A 22,699-nucleotide genomic window follows, 5' to 3' on the forward strand; every position below is an offset into this window, starting at 1 on the left:
TTGACAGGTGAATATGTGCAGCGGATCGCGCTGCAATGGGGCCGATATAGTAGCAGATGACGCTGTGCCATGTCCTCCGACGACTGCGCATCACTGAAACAGTCATAGGCGCCTGCCCATTAGCGCTATATAATCCGTTGCATTACGCTGCAGGGATAACCCATGAACACTACGATTAACCGCCTGATTCTGGCGGGCTTACTCACCTTTACCTCATTGAACACCTTCGCCAGCCGTGTGGTGACCGACCAAATTGGTCGTCAGGTTACGATTCCCGATCAGGTCGATCGCGTGGTGGTGCTACAGCACCAAACGCTGAACCTGCTGGTGCAGCTCAATGCGACCGATAAGATCGTCGGCATCCTCGCGAACTGGAAGCAACAATTGGGTGATGGCTACGCGCAGCTGGTGCCTGAACTGACACAGAAAGCCATGCTGGGCGATCTTACTCATGTGGATTTAGAAAAATTGGTGGCGCTGCATCCGCAGGTGGTTTTTGTCACCAACTACGCGCCAAAAGAGATGATTGACCAGATTTCGGCGCTGGGCATTCCGGTATTGGCTATTTCCTTACGCCATGACGATGCAGGGGAACAAGGCAAGATTAACCCCAGCATGCAGAATGAGAATCAAGCCTACGATCTCGGCATCAAAGAAGGTATTACCTTGATTGGTGAGGTGGTGAATAAGCAGCAACAGGCCAAAGAGCTGATTGCCGCGGCGTTTGCCGGACGTAAACTGGTGAGCGATCGTCTGCAGGGGTTAACTGAGCAACAGCGTGTTCGCGCTTACATGGCCAATCCGGATCTCACCACTTATGGTTCTGGCAAATACACCGGATTGATGATGTCGCACGCGGGCGCCTACAACGTCGCGGCATCGACCGTTCAGGGTTTCAAGCAGGTCAGCATGGAGCAAGTTGTGGCGTGGAACCCTCAGGTGATTTTTGTCCAGGATCGCTATCCACAGGTGGTAGATGAGATCCAACAAGATCCACGCTGGCGCACGATTGACGCGGTGAAGCATCATCGGGTCTGGCTGATGCCGGAATATGCCAAAGCCTGGGGTTATCCGATGCCTGAAGCTATCGGCTTAGGCGAGCTCTGGATGGCGAAGAAACTCTATCCAGAAAAATTCCGCGATATTGATATGCAACAGCAGGCTGATCGCTGGTATCAGCACTTTTATCGGACCGCCTATCATGACAACGCTCCACATTCTGGCAGCCGGTAGTCTGCGCGGTGTCTGGCCGGATCTGATGACAGCCTTTCATCACCAGTCTGGCCTGACGACCGACACCCACTTTGGCCCCGCTGGCTTACTGCGGCAGAGGATTGAACAAGGTGAACGCTGCGATCTGTTTGCATCCGCCAATCTTCAGCACCCGGCCGCACTGTTACAGCGCGATCTGGCAACGAATACCGGCAAATTTGCCGCTAACAGTTTATGTTTGACTGCCAGACGTGACGTTGTCACTGAGAGCGATAACTGGCTTTCACTTTTACAACGTGACGAACTGCGGCTGGCAACATCGACGCCGTTAAGTGACCCTTCCGGCGATTACACCTGGCAGCTGTTTGATAACATCGAACAGGTTTACCCGGGCCGGGGTGAACGGCTGAAACAGAAAGCGCGTCAGCTGGTGGGCGGCATTGATAGCCTGGCGGTTCCCTCGGGCCAACTGGCAGCACAATGGTTAATCGACCACCAGCACGCAGATCTCTTCATTGGATATGTCAGCTATGCTCCACGTCTAATACATCATCCGCATTTGCAGGTAGTTAGCATCCCGCAACCGTTCAACATTCAGGCGGAATATGGATGGGCGACTTTCACCCACTCTGCTAATCCCCTTGCCGCCTTTCTCAGTACAACGGAAGCCAGGGCCATTCTGCAACAGCATGGTTTTGCCTGAACGCTGTTCAAAAGCGCTCAACGTAACAAACCGCGCACTGCCAATCGTGCGCCCACTAATTCAACTCTGAGACGGTTGATGATTTTACGATAGCGGCTGGTTCGCTGTTGAGTCTCCAGCACCCGGCGCAACAATATGCAGTAATCCATCACCTGTCCTGGCGTCCACGTCATACCTTCTGCCCGGCTGCGTACCAGACTCAATAACCAAAAATCGGGGTTAAGGATGACCCAAAGGCCTTTTAAGCCGTGTTCACCCAACAAGCCCTCAGTGGCAACGTCCAGCGCCTGCATCACGCTGGTCGAGCAGTTGCGTGACGTGAGGTTATAGCGGGTATCGGTTGCATTCGCGCGCCAGTAATTGCGCAATGCGGCCTGGTTGTAATGCGTGAGAACCAAACGTTTGTCAGGTCGACACCATCTTTTGATTTCATTTTCCAGCGATGGCAGTAAACAACCCTCAACGTCAAACTCCTCTTTCGCGCGCAGCGTTTGCAGGAAACCGCGCAAGCTGCGTGAAACATCATCAACCGGGTAGAGGCTGATATAGAGTTCATCACCCATCTCTAACGATGTATGGCCGGTTGATACTTCACCGCGATGGTCAATCGCTGCCACCCAACGGTCAAACCATGGACGTCGTCCAGCGACATCACCCGAACCCAGAGGGGTCCAGATGTAAACATTCAGCGGCACGTTAGCATGCCCGGCTTGTAGCGGCGGATGTTCATAATTCAGCCCATGCGGCGCACGTAAACCCTTGCGGGTGAAGAGAGGGAGTGCGGTCACACTGGTGTTCTCTGGCAACGCATGAATTTGCGCTCCCATAAACAAAAGATTGATGCCCCATCCCGCCAGCAAAAGTGCAAAACACAGCGGCACGATCACATGCGGAGCCAGCGGCCAATGGGTGGCAATCAGAATGCTGAACAGGATTTCCGCGCATCCGAGGCTAAATTTTCGCGTCCATCTCCGACAGCGCATCAAGCTGCATGAAATAACACGGAAACCGCCATCCAGTAGAAAAATCAAGGCAAAACCCAGTGATAAGCTGATGCTGCTGCCATGCGGTGCAATGAACACCAACACGCCGAACAGCATCAGTCCAGCTGATTTCATTAAAGGTGGCCAGGCAATGCCGGCAGGTGAGTAGATTGCACTCATCGCTTCTGCCAACCCTTCGACGACCAGGAAAACTCCCAACACATGCAAGGGAAACGATAGACTCCCATGTTGTACCAGATCCATTAGGATCCCGGCACTCGCGCCAGCACATAGCAGGCCTAGCCCGGTCAGGTAAGGCCAACCCGCTCTTAACGCCGGTCCTCCCATCAACAGAAATAATAGTCGCAGCAAAGGTACTCTCCAGCGGATAACACACAGCTCAGCACGGTCTATAGACGCGGGCAAATAACAGGAGTTCTGTTAGGCCTCGGCAATTCTGACTTCGTTTACTGATGGTTGTAACTGTGAGGGCACTCTACGTGGCGAAGATTAAAATTGGCTTAATGATAAAGTAAATATTGGCTCATTTTTTGAACAGCCCAATACTGTGTTTGTGGCGATTTCAGGCTGAAACTGCTACTGGCTCGCGGGATCGTGCAACGTTAACTAATTGATTTAAATATAGGTAGTTATTACGCCGCAGAAGATTATGCGGCTGGCGTAGGTTTCACACTGGTGCATGTCGCTGAATCAGCAGTTCTATAAAACTGTTGAGGCAGGGATTGCGGTTGTCGCTGCTCCAGGCAACGGCAAGATTGACCTGCGGCGCATCCGCCAGCGGTTTGAAGACAATGCCATCCATTTTCAGTTGTTGAACCGACGAAGGCACCAGCGCCACATAGCTGGCATCATTCACCAGGCTGAGCATGGTGTGTTGCAGACGAACCTGCAGACTGACCATGGGTTCAAACCCATGCGCACGACAGTAATCCATAATTACCGCGGTTAACCGGCTCCCGGCGCTGGCGGAGGTCATCACAAAAGGATCGTCACGCAGATCTTCGATCAGCAATTTTCGACTTTTCGCTTTGGGATGCGTGCGCGACATCGCCACACATAAAGGCTCGGTTAACACGGTTAAGGTTTGCATGCCCACGCGCGCACTCCCCTCCACCAGCACCGCTAAATCGACTTCACCGGCCAGCACTTTATCCGGCAAATCTTCAGTCACCGCCTCTTCCAACTCCAGAGCAATATTAGGGAAATGATGGCGTATCAGCCGTACATACTCAGGGATCACGCTGTGTGCAGAATACATGGTGAAGCCCACGCGCAATGAGCCCGATTTACCCGCGGCGGTGTCACGTGCCAGCTGCTGCGCTTGCTGTAGCGTTTCGAGTATCTTGCGCGCATCCCGGTAAAAGCTCTCACCGGCGGGCGTTAACATTAACTGGCGCGTATTGCGCTCCACCAACTGTGTTCCCACCGCTTTTTCCAATGCCGCAATATGACGACTTAGGGAAGGCTGTGACAAATGCAAGCGCTCAGCGGCGCGGTGGAAATTTTTAACTTCTGCCAGCGCGATAAAATAACGCAGGGGTTTAACATCGAGCATGATTCATTTTCCGTATCAATCCCGGTCAAATTTGCTATTGGATCTGCATCAATAAAGTCACTAGAGTCCTCCAGCTTACTGGGAGGACACTATGATAGCGACGTTTCTGATTCTTTTGCCGGTTTTCGGCTTAATTGTGGCGGGATACGCTTGCCGCATGCTGGGTGTATTAGGACCGACTTCGGCGACGGAACTGAATAAATTTGTGGTTTGGCTGGCGCTGCCCGCGCTGCTGTTTGACATCATGGCACACACGCCGTGGCACACCATTTATCAACCGGGATTCTTCTGGGCATTTGCCCTCTCCTGCGCCGCCTCTTTCGTTATCGTGTTTGCCTGTCAAAAAATCAAAGGAAAATCGACTGCCGATGCCAGCGTCGATGGCGTTGCCGCCGCCTATCCCAACACCGGTTATCTGGGTTTCCCGTTGTTGTTACTGATTTTTGGTAAAAGCAGCCTGATCCCCACCACCACTGCGACCATTGTGGTGGCTTGTATCCTGTTTGCAATTGCCATCGCGATGATCGAGATAGGTTTGCAAAGCGAGCGCGAGTTTCATCGACTGGCGATTAAGGTACTGCGCGCCATTCTGAAGAACCCACTGATTATCTCGCCGCTGTTGGGCGCGGCGTGCTCCAGCGCAGGTTTGACGATGCCAGGCAGCGTTGAAACCTTCCTGAAACTGCTAGGCGGAGCGGCCAGCCCATGCGCGCTGGTGTGTTTGGGGGTGTTTCTTGCCAGTCGGCAAAAAGCCAAAGCCAGCGAATTGCCCACCGCAGCGAAAATGAGTTTCACCACGGTGGGCCTGGTGGTGGTGGCTAAGCTGGTGATGCAACCGCTGCTGACCTGGATATTAGCCATCTGGCTGTTCCATCTGCCGCAGGATCTCACCAACATGGCGATTCTGCTGGCGGCACTGCCCACCGGCACCGGTCCCTTTATGCTGGCAGAGTATTATCGGCGCGATGCGCAAATCACTTCTGGCGCAATCCTCATCTCCACGGTGCTGTCGATCGTTACACTGGTGGCGATCATGCACTTTATGCAGGTCACGCCCGTCGCTTAGCGCGTCATTTCGTCGCTGAGAGGTGGTCTCCGGCTGCGTAAACTGTGCACGCCGCCTCTCCCTTCTCTCGATATTGCTCGCAGTACGCCAGCGCTTCCTGGTTCGCATCCTGCTGGGTGCGAGCCCAGCGCGCTCTGTCCCGCGATTTGAGTTCGATGGCATGTTTCGGAAGACATAATGAGCGCTCAAACGATTACAAACTTTTCACCACCGCCATGATCAGTCCATCCCAGCCTTTTTCGCCAACCGTCTGCAGTGCCGTGGCTTCCAATCGATTATCCTGGTTGATCATATCGACGAACTCACGTAGGCCGCTGACATTAGGATCCTCACTATCCGCATCGACTATCGCCCCTCCACGTACCACGTTGTCTGCAATGATCACGGTCCCAACTCGGGCGAGTTTTAATGCCCAGTGAATATAGTGAGGATTATTGACTTTATCGGCATCAATGAAGATCAGGTCAAACGGCGCAGTCAGCATCGGTAAGCTATCCAATGCAGCGCCAACTATCACTTCTGCACGATCGTGAACACGTGCCAGCGCCAGGTTGTGACGGGCCACTTCGGCGTGATGGGGATTGAATTCGAGGGTGATAATTTGGCCGCTTTCCGGCAGCGCCCTGGCCATCCAGATGGTGCTGTATCCCCCCAATGTTCCAATTTCCAGTACGCGCTTTGCACCTGTTATCGTCACCATCAATGCCAGCCATTTACCTTGTAATGCCGAAACATCGTGGACCGGTAAGCCCTGAGCAGCGTTATGCGCTAATGCAGCTTTCAGCGCCACGTCCTCGGCTGCAAATGCGTTCGCAAAGTAACTATCGACTTGTGCCCACTGTTCGTTATGTTGCGAAGGGTAATCGGGAATGCGCATCTTGAGTTCTCCTTGCTTGTCGGATTCTCAAGACATAACACAACTGTATGACGTTATGCGTAATACATTTATGAAGCCAGCTGTAGCTGCACCGCATCAAGAAACAGTCGCAGCGCGGCGGGTTGGCGTTCGCGCGACATATACAAACCATAAATACTGAGAGTTTTCGGCGTTAAGTCTGGCAGTACACATTGTAACTGACCGTTTGCTATCCCGGCGCGCGCCTCCATCTCTGGCACCATGGCAAGGCCACATCCGGCGATGGCGGCATCGCACAACACTGATGAGATACCAGCGCTGAAATTGCCGCTTACGGCTGTAGTCAGCGCATCGCCGTTGGCATCGTTAAACTGCCAACTCTGCCCGGCAAAGCGGCTGTAGTGCAGGCAATTATGCTGGCTCAGATCCTGCGGCGTTTCAGGGATACCATGTTTACGCAAATAATCGGGTGCTGCGCATACCACTGAAACACATTCGCCAAGACGACGGGCAATCGCGCCCGGTTCAGGATTGTCAGTGATTCTTACCGCTACGTCGATGCGCTCGCCTACCAGGCTGACCGGCTGATTGTTGATTTCTAACTCAATGCGCAGCAGTGGATAGCGCGCCAGAAATGCCGGGATCATCGGCCCCAGAATATGGGTCGCGGTGGAGTGCGCGCAGGCGACGCGCAATGTGCCCTGCGGTTCTCCCGGTTCACCCTGCCCGGTGATCTCATCGGCCAGACGTGCCAGCATGCGGGTTTTTTCCAGCACTTTTTCCCCGGCCGGGGTGATGGTCAGACGACGGGATGAACGGTGCAGCAAACGTGCACCTGCCCATTTCTCCATTTCATCCAGATAACGGCTCACCATCGGCCGGGAGATATCCAGCGCCCGCGCTGCGGCACTCAGGCTGCCAAGTTCACAGATGCGATTAAATACCGATGCCGCTGTCACTCTGTCCATCTGCTCTCCATCTGATCGTTTTATGAAACTGATCATCTCTATTTGCGGGAATTATAGCAGACGACAAAATCCTTACAATGGTGCGCTTACCGGCCATGTTGGCACTGAAAGGAAAATGAGATGAAGATGAAGTCACTGACGTTGGTGCTCGCACTGGCAGGCAGCCCGGCGTTTGCTGCCCCATTGCAATTGGCAGTTTACAATCCACAAGAGCAAGGGGTGTTTCCGGTATCGTCAACGCTGATTACCGGGCCACACGAAGCGCTGCTGGTCGATGCACAGTTCAGCCCGAAAGACGGCGAGAAACTGGTGAAGATGATTAAAGCCAGCGGTAAAAAACTCACGCAGATCGTGATTACCTCGGGCGATCCTGATTTCTACTTTGGCCTGGAGCCCATCGTCAAAGCCTTCCCTCAGGTGAAAATTGTCGCAGCACCGACGGTGGTTGAACATATCGAAGCCACCAAAGCCGCCAAGTTAGCGTATTGGGGCCCGAAAATGCCGGGCGGCGCGCCTACCCAACTTTATGTACCGCAGATCACCCATCAGACTTCGTTTAGCGTGGATGGCGAACGTATTGAACTGCTCCATGCGGATGATAAATCCGCCTATCTGTGGATCCCAGCCAACAAAGCCGTGCTGGGCGGAACCGCCATCGCTGCTGGCATCCACGTCTGGACTGCAGATACGCAAACGCCAGCCAGCCGTGAGCAGTGGCGCAGCGTACTAAGGGAAATTCAGCAGCTTAAACCGAAAGTAGTGATTCCAGGACACTATATTGGCACCCGCCCGGCAGGCGATAGCGCGGTGACCTTTACCCTTAATTATCTGCAGACTTTTGAAAAAGCACTCCAGCAGCACAAGGGGTCAGCAGAAGTGATTGAGGCGATGAAAAAAGCCTATCCGAATCTGCCGGATGAAAGCTCACTGGAGCTGAGTGCGAAAGTGAATACTGGCGAGATGAAGTGGTAATCACCGTGATGTGATGAGGTATCAGGTCGTTATTAATAACGACCTGACTTCATCATCACGCCATTAAGTTAATATTTGAATGACTGCAATCCAATCCCATTTTACTTAATAGTCAACCCCACCCTTACCTGCTAATTTCCCCGAGCCTGCAACATATTTATTATTCTCACAAAAGGGTTCGCGAAATGAATGCATTGCGACGTTTAGGTCTAATTTTATTTATTACACTAATGGGAACGCTTAGTATTATTTCAGCTCAAGCGGAAGCGCCACAAAAAGGCGGGACGCTGACGCTGATTTTACCCAGTGAACCGTCAGCACTGGTCGCGCTGGCAACAGTTGCGCAGCCTGTGATTGCCACCAGCGCCAAGGTCAATGAAGGTTTACTGACCTACGACTATAATCTCCATCCGCTACCACAGTTGGCTACTTCCTGGGAAATCAGCCCAGACGGCAAGCGCTATACTTTCCATTTGCGTAAAGGGGTGAAATGGCATGATGGTCAGCCCTTTACCTCTGCGGATGTCGCCTTTTCTCTCGATTTACTGAAGAAAACCCATCCGCGAGCCAAATCCACCTTTGCTAATGTCACTAGCATCGAAACGCCAGACGATTTGACAGCGATACTGGTGCTTAGCCATCCGGCACCCTATCTGATCACCGCGTTTGCCGCCGGAGAAACACCGATTCTGCCTAAACACATCTATGAAAACGGTGATGTGCTGAAAAATCCTAACAACAATGCACCGATTGGTACCGGGCCGTATATTTCCGAAAAATGGGAGCGCGGCAGTTACATTCTTTATAAACGCAACCCTAACTACTGGGATGCGCCAAAGCCTTATATCGACCAGCTGGTTGTGAAGTTTTCAACCGATCCCACCGTACGTTCACTGGCCTTGCAAACCGGTCAGGCTGATATTGGCTATCGTACGCCAGTCGCGCTCAGCGAGTTGAAGCGTCTGCAGGAAAACCCCAAATTAGAATTTGAAACCAAAGGCTATAACTACTCCAACAGCGTGGCCTCGATCCACTTCAACCTGGACGATAAGCTGTTTAAAGACCTGCGCGTGCGTCAGGCGATTGCGCACAGTATCAACCGTAAGTCGCTATTGAATGTGGTTTATTTTGGCTATGCCACCCCCACAGAAACGCCTGTTGGGCCTAACCTGAAAGCATTCCATAGCAACAAGCCTTCTCCTTATCAATACGATTTGGCAGCAGCAAACGCCTTGCTGGATGAGGCAGGCTACAAGAAAGGTGATGACGGTGTACGCCTGCGCGTCACGCTGGATTACAGCACCTTCGATGACACCTTCCGCCGCAACGCTGAATTTGTCCGGTCCGCACTCGCTCGCGTGGGTATCGCGGTGACATTGCGCTCGCAGGATCTGTCAACCTATGCCACACGCGTGTTTACTCAACGCGATTTTTCCTTCTCCATCGATCAGTATGCCAACCTGTACGATCCCACCGTAGGTGTGCAGCGCCTGTATTGGTCAAAGAACTACCGTCCGGGTGTGCCATTTACCAATATCTCTCATTACCAGAATCCACAGGTTGATCAATTGCTGGAAGCGGCTCAAACCGAGAACGATGCGGCGAAGCGCGTTGCGGAATTCCAGCAATTCCAGGACATCGTGCAGCAGGAACTGCCGGATATTAATCTGGCCTCTCCGCAATTTATCACCATCCGAAGTAAACATGTTCATGATGACTCGCCCACTGCCGATGGTCTGGAAGGTAATTTATCCAGCGTATGGATCGATAAGACAGCCAAATAATGCAGCGCTCGCAACAATAATTAATCCGGCAGATTAACGCTGCCGCTTTTCTTTATCATAAAAGCGCAAAACTTTTGCGCTTTTAATTGATTCTTCCCGTCAGCCCCCTTTGTTAACGTCAATGTTTATTATGCCATTCGGTATTTCCAGGGATCACAATCATGACGCAATCCATACACCAACCCGCCACCATTGGCATTCTGATGGTCAAAACTGCTTTTCGTCGCTACCAGGGCGATATTGGCAATCCGCAAACCTGGCGATTTCCGGTGCGCTATCAGGTGGTGGACGAGGCCATTCCTCAGCGCATGGGGCATTTGGGCGAACACGCGCTGCTGGAGCCGTTTAAGCGTGCCGCTCAGACCTTAATTGATCAGGGTGTTGATGGGCTCACCACCAGCTGCGGCTATCTTTCCTGGTATCAACAGGAACTGGCGGCCTGGTCACCGGTGCCCATCGTCACCAGCAGTTTGTTGCAGTATGTCAGCCTGCGCCAGTTCCTGCCGGCTAACCGCCCTCCGCTGATCCTAACGTTCGATGAGAGCACGCTAAAAGCGGATTATCTGACCCGTGTGGGCATTCCTGCTGAGGCGCAGGTGGCCGGTATGCCAGCAGATTCTGAGTTTGTGCGCTCTATCCGCGAAGGCGACAGCAGCGTCAACTGGGCAACCCTGGCCGATGAAGTGCTTAGTGCGGCGGCAAGCGCTTTACAACGCTTCCCCAACAGCGGCGCACTGCTGCTGGAATGCACCAACCTTGCGCCGTTTAGCGCGCTATTGCAGGCACGCTTTGGCCTGCCGGTGTATGACACACTGACGATGGTAAACAGCTTTCAGGCGGCTTTGCGCCCTCCGTATTGGGATCGGGGGGCACAATGGACCCTTTAATGTCGCGCAGCCACGCGGCCGATCGCCAACCCGTACGGCCGCTGTCACGCACCACCCGTCGCGTACTCTATGCACTGCGTGATGCACTGATTCAGGCGGTTCCCGCTGCGTTGGGGATCGTGCTGGTGGTATTCGTTTTACTGCAACTGGTACCCGGCGATGTGGTGGATGTGATGGCCAGCCAGTCTGGCAGTGCCTCCGCCGAAACCATGGCGTGGCTGCGAGCCGAATACGGTCTTGATCAACCTGTTCTGACGCAGTTCTGGAACTATCTGTGGCACCTTGCGCACTTCAGCCTCGGTTATTCTCCACGCTTTGGCACCGATGTCACCGGGCTGATACTCGGCCGTTTACCCGATACGTTATTGCTGATGCTGCTGGCACAAGCCGTTGCATTATTGGTCGGGATTGGCTTCGGCGTCGTTATGGCCGTCTGGGCCAATAAATGGCCGGATCGTCTGCTAACGCTGGTGAACCTGCTGTTGTATTCCCTGCCCGGCTTCTGGATTGGATTGCTGGTGTTACTGCTGTTTTCGGTGCAACTCAACTGGCTACCCAGCGGCGGCAACCAAACGATTGGGGCCAATCTTTCGGCCGGTGGCGCTTTGCTGGATAAACTGCAACACGCGCTGTTGCCAGTGCTGGCGCTCAGCAGTTATTTCATCGCGATTTATGCCCGCCTGACCCGCAGCGCATTGCTGGACGTCGCCAATCAGGATTTCATCCGCACCGCGCACGCCAAAGGTCTGGCACCATGGCGTATCGTACTGCGCCATATGCTGCGCTGCGCGCTGACGCCGGTGACCACTGTTGCAGGCTTGTATTTTGGCAATCTGTTGGGCGGTGCCGCAGTCATTGAAACCGTGTTCAGCTGGCCAGGATTAGGCAGCCTGGCGATGGAAGCCATCGTGGCGCGTGATTTCAATGTGGTGCTGGGCATACTGCTGCTGTCGGCCTTTATGGTGGTGATAGTGAATGTGCTGGTCGATGTGCTGCAAAGCCTGCTCGACCCGCGTATGGAGGGTCGCGCATGAAGGCCCTCACACTCTCATTCACGCCATTAGCCGCCTGGCGTCGTTGGTTTCGATCGCTGGAAGTGGTGCTGGGCAGTCTGCTACTGGCCATCGTGTTACTGATGGCATTATTGGCCGATTGGTTGTATCCCGATGACCCGCTGGAAATGGTGGCTCAACCGTTTCTCTGGCCGGGTGATGATGCGCACTTTCCCCTTGGCACTGATTCTCTCGGGCGCGATGTGGCAGCCGGAATTTTTCATGGCGCGCGGGTTTCTCTGCAAATCGGCACTATCGCGGTGGTGGTGAGCGTGGTGATTGGCCTGATTGCAGGGTCCAGCGCTGGGTATTTCGGTGGTAAAACTGACCGTGTCGTCACGCGTATCAGCGAGCTGTTCCAGACCTTCCCGGCTTTTTTACTGGTGGTGGTACTGGTCGCGATTGGACATCCCACGGTGAATTACATTGCTGGCGCGATTGGCGTAGCGAGCTGGCCGATGATTGCGCGGCTGGTGCGGGCGGAGTGCCGTCTGCTGCGCCATCAGGAATTTGTGCTTGCGGCACAAACGCTGGGTTACAGCCCGCTGCGGATTCTGTTGCGTGAAGTGCTGCCCAATCTGCTGCCCACCTTGATCGTTACGCTGTCCGTGATGATGGCCAGTGCCATTTTGACAGAGTCCTCATTAGGTTTTCTCGGCTTCAGCGATCCCAATCGCATCAGTTGGGGCGGCATGATTGGCGATGGTCGCCAATCATTGCAAAACGCCTGGTATCTGGCGGTACTGCCTGGCAGTGCACTGGCCGCGACCATACTTGCGCTGAATTTACTGGGCGATGCGCTCAATGATTGGCTCAACCCGCGTCGTAAAGGAGCATATCAATGAGCGCAATACTGGAATTTCGTCACTTCTCTGTCCACTTTGATGGGCGTTATGCGGTACAGGATCTCAATCTCAGCGTGCAGCCTGGCGAGATGTTGGCGCTGGTTGGCGAATCGGGCAGTGGCAAATCGATCAGTGCTCTGGCGGCTTTGCGTTTAACGCCACCAGCCGCCACGCTGGAAGGTGAGATTCACTACCGGGGTTTAAACCTACTGGCACAGCCAGAGGCCACATTACGCCGGCTACGTGGCAAGTCCATCGCCATGATTTTTCAGGATCCGATGACCTCGCTGAACCCCGTGCTAACAGTCGGACAACAGTTGGCAGAAAGCGTGCAGTTACATCTTGGCTTGAACCGGCATGAGGCGCGTCAGCGTGCCATTACCCTATTGGAGCAGGTGAATATTGCTCACCCACAGCAACGCGTTGATGATTATCCACACCATTTCTCTGGCGGCCAGCGCCAGCGCATTATGATTGCCATGGCGATTGCCTGTGAACCCACTCTGTTGATTGCTGATGAGCCCACTACGGCGCTGGATGCCACCGTGCAGCGCCAGATTCTGAAGCTGCTCGATCGGCTGCGCCATGAACTGGGCATGAGCGTGCTGTTTATCACCCACGATCTTGGATTGGTCGAGCAATATGCCGATCGCGTGGCGGTATTGTATCGCGGCGTAAAAGTCGAAGAGAGCAGTAAGGCCGCGCTATTCCATCAACCGCAACATCCGTACAGCCGTGGACTGCTGGGGGCTTCGTTACATGCAGGGGAAACACCCCATTATCGTCAGCGCCGCCTGACAGAGATCGTGCATCAACCAGACGGCCCGCCGCGGCTTGTGACGCCGGAAGCCCCCACGTTAAGGGCGATTGATGCTCAGGCATCTCCGCTGTTGGCAATCAGTCAGCTGCAGTTCCGTTATCCTTCCATGCCAGCGGGTAGCGCTTCAGTGCGGGATGTGTCATTGCATATCCAACCCGGAGAGACACTTGGGCTTGTCGGCGAATCTGGCTGTGGTAAATCAACGCTGTCCCGACTGCTGTTAGGATTGTTAAAACCGGATAGCGGACAGATTCATTTCGCCGGTGAGCGGTTAGATCATCTTAACAACCGACAGCGTGCGGCATGGCGGCCGCGCATCCAGATGATCTTTCAGGATCCGTTCTCCTCACTCAATCCGCGTCATACGGTGGAAGAGATTCTGCGAACACCTTTACGCGTTCATGCCAGAGGCTCGCACACTGAGCAACTGCGTGCGGTGCACGAGATGCTTGAGCAGGTTGGCTTACCATTAAACGTGCTAAAACGCCATCCACATGAGTTTTCTGGTGGGCAGCGTCAGCGTATTGGCATTGCCCGCGCACTGATTCTCAACCCGGATTTGCTGATTTGCGATGAACCAGTGTCAGCGTTGGATGTGTCGGTTCAGGCGCAAATTTTGAATCTGCTGGTGAGTCTTAAACAGCAGCGCAACCTGTCGCTGCTGTTTATCTCCCACGATCTGGCGGTGGTTCGTTACATCGCGGATCGAGTGATGGTGATGTATCAAGGCGAGATTGTGGAGCAAGGCGACCATCAGCAGATCTGGCAGCGACCGGTGCATGCTTATACGCAGCAGTTGCTGGCGTCGGTGCGTCCTGCCACTGCACCGCCATTGCTGACGGCGACAGGGTGATCGACTTAATCTGGATAAAGGAAAAACTTATACCTCCATCCCTGCTCGATATTGGCCCCACTTCAGCACCGAGTTAACACCAATCGACAGGAAAGGTTCCGATGGCGTGAGATTCGGGCCAGGTGATTGGGTGAGGAAATCGATCAGTTCGTTTTTCTCACCTGCGATCATATCCGCAATCAATTTGCCGGTGGCTGTCCCGCGCGTAATGCCCAACCCGTTGCAGCACAGCGCACCATAAACATTCGGTGCCAGCTTGCCAAAGAAGCCTTCGTGGTTTTCCGACAGGCAAATCGCCCCGCTCCAGGTGTATTCAAAATCCACCTGCGGCAGCATCGGGAAACGACGTTCAAACGATTTGCGATGGTTTTCCAGATACTGCTTAAGGTATTTCTCGCGTGGTCGTCCATCCGGATGGAAACTGAAACTGTTGCGCACCAGAATACGATTATCCACCGTACGACGAATAGTGCTGCCAAACGGATGCGCCGGAATCACCCCCCACACCGCTTTGCCACCTAAACGCGCTTGTTCATCTTCAGTCAACGGACGTGACAGGCTGCCGTAAAGGAAAGTCGGCAACAAACGGCGCTGCAGGAAACCAAAGTGCGATGCAAATCCGTTATTAACCAGGATCAACGTATCAGCGGTGATGCTGCCTTTGTCATGCACCAACGTCACTTTGTCACCATAATCAATCGACGTAATCGGCGTGTATTCGTAAAGCGTGACATTCGCGGGCAGATTATCCGCCAGACCTTTAACCAATGCAGAAGGTTGCAACAAGATGGTGCCGGGAATAAACAGCGCCTGCTTGTAATAAGAAGTGCCAATGTGATCCGGCAGATCTTTACCCGAGATCATTTCGGATTCACGCCCAATCTTTGCCAGTCCGCTGCGATAGGCTTCAAGAATCGCCGTACCCTGCTCACCTACTGATGCCTGATATTTACCGGATTCGGTCATCTGACATTCGATGCCGTGTTCCTGCACAATCTGACGCAGATAGTTTTGCCCTAATGTATTCAGCTTCAGGACTTTATTCGCAATGGTGACGTCACCAATGTAATCCTTCGCGCCGATATCATGGGGTACATCGATGGCAAAACCAGCGTTACGCCCTGCCGAACCATATCCCACCTCCTGCGCCTCAATCAGCACCACTTCATCGTTGGGAAAATTCAGCGCCAGTTGTCGTGCTGCTGCCAGGCCTGTTAAGCCAGCACCCACAATCGCGAAGCGTACTTTTTTCTGGCCAATATGCGCCGGACGCGGGGTACGTGCTGCACTGGTATGAAACCAACCCGGCATCGAATCATCAGCAGGCAGTGAGGTGATCTTTTGCAATTCCGTTACTCCAATACACGTTTTTCATTTTTTGTACTGGCGGATTGCCCGTACAACGTAGGGTTTTTTAGCGGTGTAAAGCGTAAGTATTTAGTGCATTTCACAAGTATTTATCATGTATACCTGATGTATAAAGTTTTACTGAATCTCATGAAATGTTGTCAATATGATCACGATACGATTGTGTTATGGATCGCAAAAATGGGAGGAAATCTGGTGCAGAAAATCGCAGATTTTATCGACTGCGAATTTTCAGAATGGAAGTGGTATGAAGAGGTACAGATAACCTAACGCTGGCTACCAAAAGTCACTGTCGAATAATTGGCAAACAGCCTTTAGGGCCCAGTTCCAGAAGGGTCATAATGTCGAAAGTAAAGCCACTGACCTACAGATAAGCCCATGACTGCTCCTTTAATGAACCACCCAGTTTTGTTAATATTCATTGCCAACTGAGGAGAGAGTGATGCGCACGCTAACCGAACAAAAAAGAACTGACATTATTAACGCCGCTTCAGCCGTGTTCCTGGAACAAGGATATGAGCGAGCTTCAATGGATAGCGTTGCAAAGCAGGCCGGTTGCTCGAAAGCGACACTTTATAATTACTTCACGTCTAAAGAGAGCCTGTTCGAAGCGGTTGTCAGATGTTTTAGTACTAATTTTCTGATGCGTGCGGCTGATGAACTTCACAGTCAGGAAACTCAATACTTGCTGTTAACTGAGAAGCTACAGCGTTTTGGTGAAGGCATGCTGGGAGCGCTTACCTCAGATTGGAAGGCTCTGCAGTTGTACCGAATGGTGGTTGGTGAAGCGGGCCATTCCGATATCGGCGCGCTTTTTCATGAATCCGGTGTGCGTGAGAGTATGAACGCCCTGACGACGGTAATGGAGCATCACATCGCCAGCGGGGAATTGATCGGCGGCAGCCCATCCTTACGCGCTAAACAATTTTCAGCATTGGTAAAAGCCGAAGTCGATGAATTATTCCTTCAGCGAACGTTGCCGAATTATACGAAAAGTGAGGTGACGACCATGGTGCAAAATGCCGTTACGTTGTTCCTTAAAGGTGCTGGTAAGAGCATCTGAAATTTGGCTGACAAAATGGAAATAAGCGCCACCACCACGATGGTGTCGATAACCAGCAGCATTAACAAGGGTTTGAGGCGCGCCCCCCAAACCCTGACCGCATAAAAACCGCCTCGTTTTATGCCTAATTGCCAGAGATAAATTAACTCCACGAGATTGCGGATGGCGCGGATGAGCAAAAATACAATTGCTGCAAATCCGGCCATCATCCCACCAGCTTTCCGATAACCATTCTATTCGACACTAACGAACGTCTTGCTTTCACTTCTCTGCCCCCGCATCACGATGTAACACCCTGAAACCTTTTCTTGACAGATTTATGCTAACTGATATTAACTAAACCGTACAGTTCATTTATCAAGTCTATCGGAGAGTCTTAAGATGAGTCGTTTGTTTAGCCCGTTGTGTCGTAGCCTTGTATTCGCGGCCGCTTTTACCGCTGTCGGTTGTTCCTCAACTGGCCCGGTGAAATATTCTGGTATCCCATCGGCATCACGCATGTCACCTAATGCTTCGGACGACAATGACCGAATTCCTTACCGTTATGCGGCTCCAGTGGACTGGAGTAAATATCGCAGCATCAGCATTGAACCGGTGGATATCTATAGCGGAAGTGATGCGCAATTCAATGACTTGTCTGTAGATGATCGTCGTCAACTGGCTGATTATATGCGTAAAAAATTTGAGGAAGTGCTTGCGGAGAAATTCATCACTAATGCCCCTGCCGGTACGGCCCCAGCGCTAAAATTGAAACTGACGCTGACCGGCGCTGATACCACGCCGCAAGTGATTGGCACCTTCACAAAGTTTGATTTAGCCGGCGGACCTTACAATATCGTACAGTCGGTACGTGGAGGACGTGGCTTGATGAGTGGATACGTTAATTTCGCCGTAGAGGTGAAGGATGTGAGTTCAAATGAACTATTGTTGGCTTACGTCGCAGAACAATATCCCAACGCCATGAACGTAGGTGCAACATTTGGTTCGCTAAGTGCGGCAGAAACGGGAATTGATAAAGGGGCTGAGCAACTGTTAGAGAAATTACGCCAGTAATTCAGCAGTGGTAAAGGCTGCCAGCTCCTATTCGGCAAGCTGGCAGCATCAGAACTCAGTGCAGATTATTTCTTCTTATTTAACATCGATTTTAAATCCGCAAAGGGATTATAGGTTGCTGCTTCTACATCGTTCTGCGCATCCTCCCCGGCCACCACTCGGGTGCCGTACATGTCAGCTTCGGTATACTTAGAGTGCTCATGGTCGTGACAAAAAAGACATAACAACTCCCAGTTACTGCCATCTTCCGGGTTATTGGTATGGTCATGATCGATATGATGCACAGTGAGTTCGCGCAGGTTGGAGTAAACAAATTCACGTGAGCAGCGTCCACAAACCCATGGATAAATTTTTAATGCTTTCTCACGGTAGCCGCTTTCCAGCCGTGCATAGTTTTTCGGGATTAGTGCCATTGCTAATGTTACCTGTTTCGCAGAGATTTTTCGGGTGTTAGTGCGGCCAATATAACGCAAAACCTTAGCCCGCGCGTGCTGATTTCGCCGGACTGTTTCAGGGGTGCAGCAGTGAGTCCTGTTGAACCTCGAACAGAGCAATCAGATGATCAGCGACCACTCAAACGCGTCTGGAAATGAGTCAAATCATCTGCGCTCAGCTTCACGGATTACGCAGCAACTGTACCTCCTCATCACTTGGTATTACTTGCTTTACAATGCAAGTCGCATATTCATGACAAAAGCGCTACAGCACCTTGGTACACATCCGCGACTGCTGATAAATTGCTGTCACCTCTTTTGATAAGGAATATCGAATGCCTGAATACTGTTTTTATAAAAAAAGAAACCAGACCATGGCGCTGCAAAAATCAGATATTAAGGCAGCGACTCTGTTAACCCGTCAGGGATTCGAAAAGCAGTTTGAAGAAGTCAACGCGGCTGATGAAAAGTCAGCACTTTCACGCTTTGATGACATCCGAAAAGAAAAACGCATAGACCAGCACAACTTTCGGGCAGGGGCTATAACGATGCCGCTCATTGGGATTTTAACCGCTATCGCTAGTCTTTTTTTCCGGAAAAAATAACCAGCGTTAATCAGGCTTAACTCTCCAAACCTTTAGAAAACGCTTAACTAAGGAATCCCGTGTTAGCCAATATCCTTGTTGCTCTCGTCGCCGTGATTCATATCTACATTCTGGTGCTGGAGATGTTTCTGTGGGAGACGAATACAGGTCGTAAAGCCTTTAAGCTCAGTGAAAACTTTGCGCGCGAAACACGTGTACTCGCCGCCAATCAAGGCCTTTATAACGGTTTTCTGGCTGCGGGTTTACTCTGGGGGTTATGGCTGGGCGAAAACGGCGTACCTGTCACTCTGTTCTTCCTCACCTGCGTGTTGATTGCCGGAATCTTCGGAGCGATGACCGCCAGCCGGAAAATTCTCTACGTGCAAGCCCTTCCGGCACTGATTGCGTTGCTGGCATTACTCCTGCGGTGATACCCCAATTCATCCGAATCTCAAACCTCGCCGTGATCAGCCTACGCATTACAGGTATAATCCGGCCAGGTTTTAACGGATTTTAGAGACGAAGATGACAAAACTCACCTTACAAGAGCAGATGCTCAAAGCTGGATTAGTTTCCACCAAGAAAATGGCCAAAGTGCAGCGCACTGCCAAGAAGTCTCGCGTACAGGCACGTGAGGCCCGCGAAGCCGTTGAAGAGAATAAAAAAGCGCAAATTGAGCGTGATAAACAATTAAGCGAGCAGCAGAAGCAAGCCACTTTGTCCAAAGAGTACAAAGCACAGGTTAAGCAACTGATCGAAATGAATGCTATCACCGATGCTAAAGGGACGATTGATTTCAACTTCACCGATCACAATTTAATTAAAAAAATTGCCGTGGATAAAGCCACACAAACACAGTTGATCAATGGCCGTCTGGCGATTGCACGTCTGGCTGTAGATAGCAATGGCGAAAGCAAATACGCGATTATCCCCGCCAGCGTAGCTGATAAAATCGCCCAGCGTGATGCAGATAGCATTGTATTGAACAGTGCATTAAGTCAGGAAGAGCAGGATGAAGACGATCCGTACGCGGACTTCAAAGTACCTGATGACTTAATGTGGTAATCAATACCGCCCGTGTCAAAACGGGCTGGTATGTCGCGCAGTGATGCTCTCCCCGCTGATGGGATGAACAAAATGCAATTCACTGGCGTGCAGCATCAGCCGGGGAGTCTTTTCCGTGCCCGGCTGCAATAACCCGCCATAGAGATCACATCCGAGAATCGGGTGGCCCAATTGCTGGCAGTGAATACGCAATTGATGCGTGCGACCCGTTTCTGGCGTGAGCTGCACACGTGTGACCGGCAACAGCGCACCATCATCCCCTTCACGAGCTAAGCGCTCTAATACCTGATAGCGCGAACGCGCAGGCTTCCCCGTCTCGGCACAAATCGACATCAACGGAAACAGTGCCGGGTCTTTTGCTATCGCCGCATCGATCATCCCTTCGTCGTCGTGCAGATGTCCGCACAGCAATGCAGTGTAAATTTTAGTCACGGTGCGTTGGCTGAATTGCTGGCACAGCATGGCGTTGATTGCTTTATTGCGCGCCACCACCATCAATCCAGACGTACCGAAATCAAGGCGATGCACCAGCGTGCAGCCGGGGAACAACTTCACCAACCGGTGATGCACGGAATCAAGATTTTGTGGGTTCTTTCCTGAGAGGCTGAGCAGACCGCTGGGTTTATCGATTAACACCAGATGCTCATCCTGATAGAGGATTGAGATCTCTTCGGAACAAGGTGGAGCAACAAAGTTATCGATAATCGTGGTCATCAGACTGCCGGGCTGGAAAGTGGATGCGGATGATACCCAATTTTTATCAGACTGACGAATTTTGCCCTCTTCTCCCGGCCTCTCGCTCGCACAGCAGAAATTTATCGTCCAGACTTACAGCAAAGGCGTAGTCTGCGCAGGCAATGTGCTTTACACTGCGCGCTGCAAAAAACTGATTAGATTAACGATTAAGTAGGCGGTAATGGCGATGAACGGAACGATCACAACCTGGTTTGAAGACAAAGGTTTTGGATTTATTAAAGATGAAAACGGAGATAACCGTTATTTCCATGTGATTAAGGTCGCCAACCCTGATCTGATTAAAAAAGATGCGGCAGTGACGTTCGAACCTACCACCAATAACAAAGGTTTATCGGCCTTTTCGGTGAAAGTGATACCGGACAGCAAATACATCTTTATCGCCGGTGAGCGTCTGAAGCTCACGTCGATTAAATCCTTCGTGGTTTACAGTGAAGAAGAGCCGGTTGATACCCGCATTGATAAAGAAAACACCGTGCTGTCGGTGGGCATTCTGATGAACAACATCAAACCCAAGACTGACGTGAAGCCTGATGAAATGCGTTCCGTGAAAAAGCTGGCGGTGACCACCTTCCAGGGTACGACGCTGATCTTTACCGAAGATGAAATCGACATTGATGCCGCAGTGAAAATGCTCAAAGTTTAAATTGGGAGCCAATAATGAATAACGAAATTCCACTGAAATATTATGACATCGCCGAAGAGTATGCGTCTGAATCGGAACATGATGTCAACGAAGCAGAACTCGATGCGCTGGCGCACTACTTCCAGTTGTTGTTGACTCGTCTGACTAATAATGAAGAGATCAGCGAAGAGTCGCAGCAAGAGATGGCCCGTGAAGCGGGTATTCAAGCGCTGCGTATCGATGAGATTGCTAACTTTTTGAATGAGTGGGGCAACGAGTAAGCCCTATTGTTTATTGATACTCTACGCATTTCAAGGCGGCCATAAGGCCGCCTTATCGTGTCAAAATCCACAACCCTGGAATTACAGCTTATCCCCTTCAGGTGACTGCACTAAATCGTCCGCTTTTAACCCCTGCGGCGCGATAAAGATCTCCATATTTTCGCGCGACAACTCCCAGTGCTCGAACACCAAATCCACTACCTTCTGCTCATCTCGCGCTTCAATCGCGCTGATAAAGGCATCGTGGTGTTCGGCGGCTAACTGCAGGCGACGTTCCATATCTTCATTTTGTGGCCGGAAGAAGGTGTGGCCAATGCGACAGTGATCGATCAGCAAGCGCCCCAGGCTAGGTTGCAGATAAGGATTACCCGCCATCTCGCCCATGATTTCGTGGAAACGATTGTTCTCCAGTGCCAGCGCTTCGGCATCTCGCGTTTGCACCGCTTTACGGAAGCGCTTTTGCGTCTCTTTCAGCGATTTCAGTTGAGAAGGTTTAAAATTTTGTACCGCCAGTCGACCGGTAGCGGCGTAGATCATCGGCGCAACAAGGAAGAAATTGCGCAGTGTGGAATGGCTCATCGGGATGACGCGTACGCCGCGTTTTTCGACGATTTCCAGGTAGCCTTCTCCAGCCAGACGCTGGAACACTTCACGCACAGGGGTGCGGGATAAACCGTATTGTCCCGTCAGGCTGGCTTCATCCAGCAGTTCGTCTGGGTCCAGTTCCATGGTCAAAATTAGGCGCTTTAAATCTTCGTATAACGCTGCTTTTCCCGATCTCAATGTGACCTCCTGTGATGACATTCCGCACGTGATTCCTGCTTAACCTACAGAAAAAGTGTGTATACAGCAAAAATAATTATGGGATATTTCGTGCATTCTGCGGTGGATCACAG

At 51.9% G+C, this 22,699-nt stretch carries 24 protein-coding genes; 16 read left to right on the plus strand and 8 right to left on the minus strand.

Translation table 11 applies throughout. The features are described from left to right. The first annotated feature begins 162 nt into the window (after nucleotides 1–162). The gene (locus LBW88_RS15970) at nucleotides 163–1,233 is read left to right on the plus strand and encodes an ABC transporter substrate-binding protein (protein WP_224933117.1); all 1,071 of its coding nucleotides are present in this window, start codon (nucleotides 163–165) and stop codon (nucleotides 1,231–1,233) included. Then, nucleotides 1,202–1,915, plus strand: a complete 714-nt coding sequence (locus LBW88_RS15975) for a substrate-binding domain-containing protein (protein ID WP_224933116.1) — start codon at nucleotides 1,202–1,204, stop codon at nucleotides 1,913–1,915. Before LBW88_RS15970 ends, LBW88_RS15975 begins: the two co-directional genes overlap by 32 nt. A 17-nt stretch (nucleotides 1,916–1,932) precedes the next feature. Here LBW88_RS15975 and LBW88_RS15980 read toward each other — a convergent pair whose 3' ends face one another. Together LBW88_RS15980 and LBW88_RS15985 are read right to left on the minus strand one after the other, a co-directional pair. Continuing rightward, a complete protein-coding gene (locus tag LBW88_RS15980; RefSeq protein ID WP_224933115.1) occupies nucleotides 1,933–3,162 on the minus strand; it encodes a DUF4105 domain-containing protein in 1,230 nt (409 codons plus the stop codon). A 424-nt stretch (nucleotides 3,163–3,586) separates the two neighbouring features. Beyond that, nucleotides 3,587–4,474, minus strand: coding sequence for a LysR substrate-binding domain-containing protein (locus tag LBW88_RS15985; protein ID WP_224933114.1), 888 nt, complete (start codon nucleotides 4,472–4,474; stop codon nucleotides 3,587–3,589). A 91-nt stretch (nucleotides 4,475–4,565) separates the two neighbouring features. On the opposite strand from LBW88_RS15985, the gene LBW88_RS15990 reads away from it, so the two are divergent. Next, a complete protein-coding gene (locus tag LBW88_RS15990; protein WP_224933113.1) occupies nucleotides 4,566–5,540 on the plus strand; it encodes an AEC family transporter in 975 nt (324 codons plus the stop codon). A gap of 193 nt (nucleotides 5,541–5,733) precedes the next feature. Here LBW88_RS15990 and LBW88_RS15995 read toward each other — a convergent pair whose 3' ends face one another. Both LBW88_RS15995 and LBW88_RS16000 read right to left on the minus strand, forming a co-directional pair. After that, nucleotides 5,734–6,417 (minus strand): O-methyltransferase, encoded by a 684-nt coding sequence (locus LBW88_RS15995; RefSeq protein WP_224933112.1) that lies wholly within the window; start codon nucleotides 6,415–6,417, stop codon nucleotides 5,734–5,736. Nucleotides 6,418–6,485: 68 nt separating this feature from the next. Continuing rightward, entirely contained in the window at nucleotides 6,486–7,364 is an 879-nt protein-coding gene (locus LBW88_RS16000; protein ID WP_224933111.1) for a LysR family transcriptional regulator, read from the minus strand. Between the two features lie 120 nt (nucleotides 7,365–7,484). Between LBW88_RS16000 and LBW88_RS16005 the strand changes: the two genes are divergently transcribed. The 6 genes from LBW88_RS16005 to LBW88_RS16030 all read left to right on the plus strand — a co-directional run bounded on the left by LBW88_RS16005 (nucleotide 7,485) and on the right by LBW88_RS16030 (nucleotide 14,577). Beyond that, nucleotides 7,485–8,336, plus strand: a complete 852-nt coding sequence (locus tag LBW88_RS16005; RefSeq protein WP_224933110.1) for a Vmh family MBL fold metallo-hydrolase — start codon at nucleotides 7,485–7,487, stop codon at nucleotides 8,334–8,336. 230 nt (nucleotides 8,337–8,566) lie between these two features. Beyond that, complete coding sequence (locus tag LBW88_RS16010) at nucleotides 8,567–10,120, plus strand: ABC transporter substrate-binding protein (RefSeq protein WP_224933109.1); 1,554 nt, start codon at nucleotides 8,567–8,569, stop codon at nucleotides 10,118–10,120. A gap of 161 nt (nucleotides 10,121–10,281) precedes the next feature. After that, nucleotides 10,282–11,007, plus strand: coding sequence for an aspartate/glutamate racemase family protein (locus LBW88_RS16015; RefSeq protein WP_224933108.1), 726 nt, complete (start codon nucleotides 10,282–10,284; stop codon nucleotides 11,005–11,007). Beyond that, a complete protein-coding gene (locus LBW88_RS16020; protein WP_224933107.1) occupies nucleotides 11,007–12,041 on the plus strand; it encodes an ABC transporter permease in 1,035 nt (344 codons plus the stop codon). The genes LBW88_RS16015 and LBW88_RS16020 overlap by 1 nt, the downstream gene beginning before the upstream one ends. Continuing rightward, nucleotides 12,038–12,904, plus strand: coding sequence for an ABC transporter permease (locus tag LBW88_RS16025; protein ID WP_224933106.1), 867 nt, complete (start codon nucleotides 12,038–12,040; stop codon nucleotides 12,902–12,904). Before LBW88_RS16020 ends, LBW88_RS16025 begins: the two co-directional genes overlap by 4 nt. Beyond that, nucleotides 12,901–14,577 carry an ABC transporter ATP-binding protein gene (locus LBW88_RS16030; protein ID WP_224933105.1) on the plus strand — a complete coding sequence of 559 codons (1,677 nt, stop codon included), beginning with the start codon at nucleotides 12,901–12,903 and terminating at the stop codon, nucleotides 14,575–14,577. The genes LBW88_RS16025 and LBW88_RS16030 overlap by 4 nt, the downstream gene beginning before the upstream one ends. A gap of 27 nt (nucleotides 14,578–14,604) precedes the next feature. Here LBW88_RS16030 and LBW88_RS16035 read toward each other — a convergent pair whose 3' ends face one another. Then, a complete protein-coding gene (locus LBW88_RS16035; RefSeq protein ID WP_224933104.1) occupies nucleotides 14,605–15,924 on the minus strand; it encodes an NAD(P)/FAD-dependent oxidoreductase in 1,320 nt (439 codons plus the stop codon). 463 nt (nucleotides 15,925–16,387) lie between these two features. Here LBW88_RS16035 and LBW88_RS16040 point away from each other — a divergent pair, with 463 nt between their 5' ends. Together LBW88_RS16040 and LBW88_RS16045 are read left to right on the plus strand one after the other, a co-directional pair. Beyond that, nucleotides 16,388–17,008 (plus strand): TetR/AcrR family transcriptional regulator, encoded by a 621-nt coding sequence (locus LBW88_RS16040; RefSeq protein ID WP_224933103.1) that lies wholly within the window; start codon nucleotides 16,388–16,390, stop codon nucleotides 17,006–17,008. Nucleotides 17,009–17,389: 381 nt separating this feature from the next. Next, nucleotides 17,390–18,061 carry a DUF3313 domain-containing protein gene (locus tag LBW88_RS16045; protein WP_224933102.1) on the plus strand — a complete coding sequence of 224 codons (672 nt, stop codon included), beginning with the start codon at nucleotides 17,390–17,392 and terminating at the stop codon, nucleotides 18,059–18,061. Nucleotides 18,062–18,126: 65 nt separating this feature from the next. Here the strand turns inward: LBW88_RS16045 and yajD are convergent, their stop codons facing one another. Further along, nucleotides 18,127–18,474: an HNH nuclease YajD gene (yajD, locus tag LBW88_RS16050; RefSeq protein WP_034824111.1), complete on the minus strand. Its 348-nt coding sequence runs from the start codon at nucleotides 18,472–18,474 to the stop codon at nucleotides 18,127–18,129. A 356-nt stretch (nucleotides 18,475–18,830) separates the two neighbouring features. Between yajD and LBW88_RS16055 the strand changes: the two genes are divergently transcribed. From LBW88_RS16055 to LBW88_RS16065, 3 genes are all read left to right on the plus strand, one after another. Next, nucleotides 18,831–19,100 carry a hypothetical protein gene (locus LBW88_RS16055; protein WP_224933101.1) on the plus strand — a complete coding sequence of 90 codons (270 nt, stop codon included), beginning with the start codon at nucleotides 18,831–18,833 and terminating at the stop codon, nucleotides 19,098–19,100. Between the two features lie 59 nt (nucleotides 19,101–19,159). Then, complete coding sequence (locus tag LBW88_RS16060; protein WP_224933100.1) at nucleotides 19,160–19,510, plus strand: DUF1304 domain-containing protein; 351 nt, start codon at nucleotides 19,160–19,162, stop codon at nucleotides 19,508–19,510. Between the two features lie 94 nt (nucleotides 19,511–19,604). Further along, on the plus strand, nucleotides 19,605–20,144 hold the full coding sequence (locus LBW88_RS16065) for a DUF2058 domain-containing protein (RefSeq protein WP_224933099.1): 540 nt from the start codon (nucleotides 19,605–19,607) through the stop codon (nucleotides 20,142–20,144). A gap of 15 nt (nucleotides 20,145–20,159) precedes the next feature. Here the strand turns inward: LBW88_RS16065 and LBW88_RS16070 are convergent, their stop codons facing one another. After that, nucleotides 20,160–20,858 (minus strand): RluA family pseudouridine synthase, encoded by a 699-nt coding sequence (locus LBW88_RS16070; protein ID WP_224933098.1) that lies wholly within the window; start codon nucleotides 20,856–20,858, stop codon nucleotides 20,160–20,162. Nucleotides 20,859–21,060: 202 nt separating this feature from the next. On the opposite strand from LBW88_RS16070, the gene LBW88_RS16075 reads away from it, so the two are divergent. Then, on the plus strand, nucleotides 21,061–21,543 hold the full coding sequence (locus LBW88_RS16075; protein WP_224933097.1) for a cold-shock protein: 483 nt from the start codon (nucleotides 21,061–21,063) through the stop codon (nucleotides 21,541–21,543). A gap of 14 nt (nucleotides 21,544–21,557) precedes the next feature. Then, nucleotides 21,558–21,803, plus strand: a complete 246-nt coding sequence (locus tag LBW88_RS16080) for a DUF2543 family protein (protein WP_224933096.1) — start codon at nucleotides 21,558–21,560, stop codon at nucleotides 21,801–21,803. Between the two features lie 81 nt (nucleotides 21,804–21,884). Here LBW88_RS16080 and LBW88_RS16085 read toward each other — a convergent pair whose 3' ends face one another. Beyond that, a complete protein-coding gene (locus LBW88_RS16085) occupies nucleotides 21,885–22,607 on the minus strand; it encodes a GntR family transcriptional regulator (protein WP_224933095.1) in 723 nt (240 codons plus the stop codon). Nucleotides 22,608–22,699: the final 92 nt, after the last annotated feature.

Source organism: Pantoea sp. alder81, assembly GCF_020179835.1.
GTDB lineage: Bacteria > Pseudomonadota > Gammaproteobacteria > Enterobacterales > Enterobacteriaceae > Pantoea.

Excerpts from the sequence above, each read along its gene's own strand:
- LBW88_RS15970 (WP_224933117.1), top strand. The coding sequence starts at position 163 with ATGAACACTACGATTAACCGCCTGATTCTGGCGGGCTTACTCACCTTT.
- LBW88_RS15975 (WP_224933116.1), top strand. The coding sequence starts at position 1,202 with ATGACAACGCTCCACATTCTGGCAGCCGGTAGTCTGCGCGGTGTCTGG.
- LBW88_RS15980 (WP_224933115.1), bottom strand. The coding sequence starts at position 3,162 with ATGGATCTGGTACAACATGGGAGTCTATCGTTTCCCTTGCATGTGTTG.
- LBW88_RS15985 (WP_224933114.1), bottom strand. The coding sequence starts at position 4,474 with ATGCTCGATGTTAAACCCCTGCGTTATTTTATCGCGCTGGCAGAAGTT.
- LBW88_RS15990 (WP_224933113.1), top strand. The coding sequence starts at position 4,566 with ATGATAGCGACGTTTCTGATTCTTTTGCCGGTTTTCGGCTTAATTGTG.
- LBW88_RS15995 (WP_224933112.1), bottom strand. The coding sequence starts at position 6,417 with ATGCGCATTCCCGATTACCCTTCGCAACATAACGAACAGTGGGCACAA.
- LBW88_RS16000 (WP_224933111.1), bottom strand. The coding sequence starts at position 7,364 with ATGGACAGAGTGACAGCGGCATCGGTATTTAATCGCATCTGTGAACTT.
- LBW88_RS16005 (WP_224933110.1), top strand. The coding sequence starts at position 7,485 with ATGAAGATGAAGTCACTGACGTTGGTGCTCGCACTGGCAGGCAGCCCG.
- LBW88_RS16010 (WP_224933109.1), top strand. The coding sequence starts at position 8,567 with ATGGGAACGCTTAGTATTATTTCAGCTCAAGCGGAAGCGCCACAAAAA.
- LBW88_RS16015 (WP_224933108.1), top strand. The coding sequence starts at position 10,282 with ATGACGCAATCCATACACCAACCCGCCACCATTGGCATTCTGATGGTC.
- LBW88_RS16020 (WP_224933107.1), top strand. The coding sequence starts at position 11,007 with ATGTCGCGCAGCCACGCGGCCGATCGCCAACCCGTACGGCCGCTGTCA.
- LBW88_RS16025 (WP_224933106.1), top strand. The coding sequence starts at position 12,038 with ATGAAGGCCCTCACACTCTCATTCACGCCATTAGCCGCCTGGCGTCGT.
- LBW88_RS16030 (WP_224933105.1), top strand. The coding sequence starts at position 12,901 with ATGAGCGCAATACTGGAATTTCGTCACTTCTCTGTCCACTTTGATGGG.
- LBW88_RS16040 (WP_224933103.1), top strand. The coding sequence starts at position 16,388 with ATGCGCACGCTAACCGAACAAAAAAGAACTGACATTATTAACGCCGCT.
- LBW88_RS16045 (WP_224933102.1), top strand. The coding sequence starts at position 17,390 with ATGAGTCGTTTGTTTAGCCCGTTGTGTCGTAGCCTTGTATTCGCGGCC.
- yajD (WP_034824111.1), bottom strand. The coding sequence starts at position 18,474 with ATGGCACTAATCCCGAAAAACTATGCACGGCTGGAAAGCGGCTACCGT.
- LBW88_RS16055 (WP_224933101.1), top strand. The coding sequence starts at position 18,831 with ATGCCTGAATACTGTTTTTATAAAAAAAGAAACCAGACCATGGCGCTG.
- LBW88_RS16065 (WP_224933099.1), top strand. The coding sequence starts at position 19,605 with ATGACAAAACTCACCTTACAAGAGCAGATGCTCAAAGCTGGATTAGTT.
- LBW88_RS16070 (WP_224933098.1), bottom strand. The coding sequence starts at position 20,858 with ATGACCACGATTATCGATAACTTTGTTGCTCCACCTTGTTCCGAAGAG.
- LBW88_RS16075 (WP_224933097.1), top strand. The coding sequence starts at position 21,061 with ATGGCGATGAACGGAACGATCACAACCTGGTTTGAAGACAAAGGTTTT.
- LBW88_RS16080 (WP_224933096.1), top strand. The coding sequence starts at position 21,558 with ATGAATAACGAAATTCCACTGAAATATTATGACATCGCCGAAGAGTAT.
- LBW88_RS16085 (WP_224933095.1), bottom strand. The coding sequence starts at position 22,607 with ATGTCATCACAGGAGGTCACATTGAGATCGGGAAAAGCAGCGTTATAC.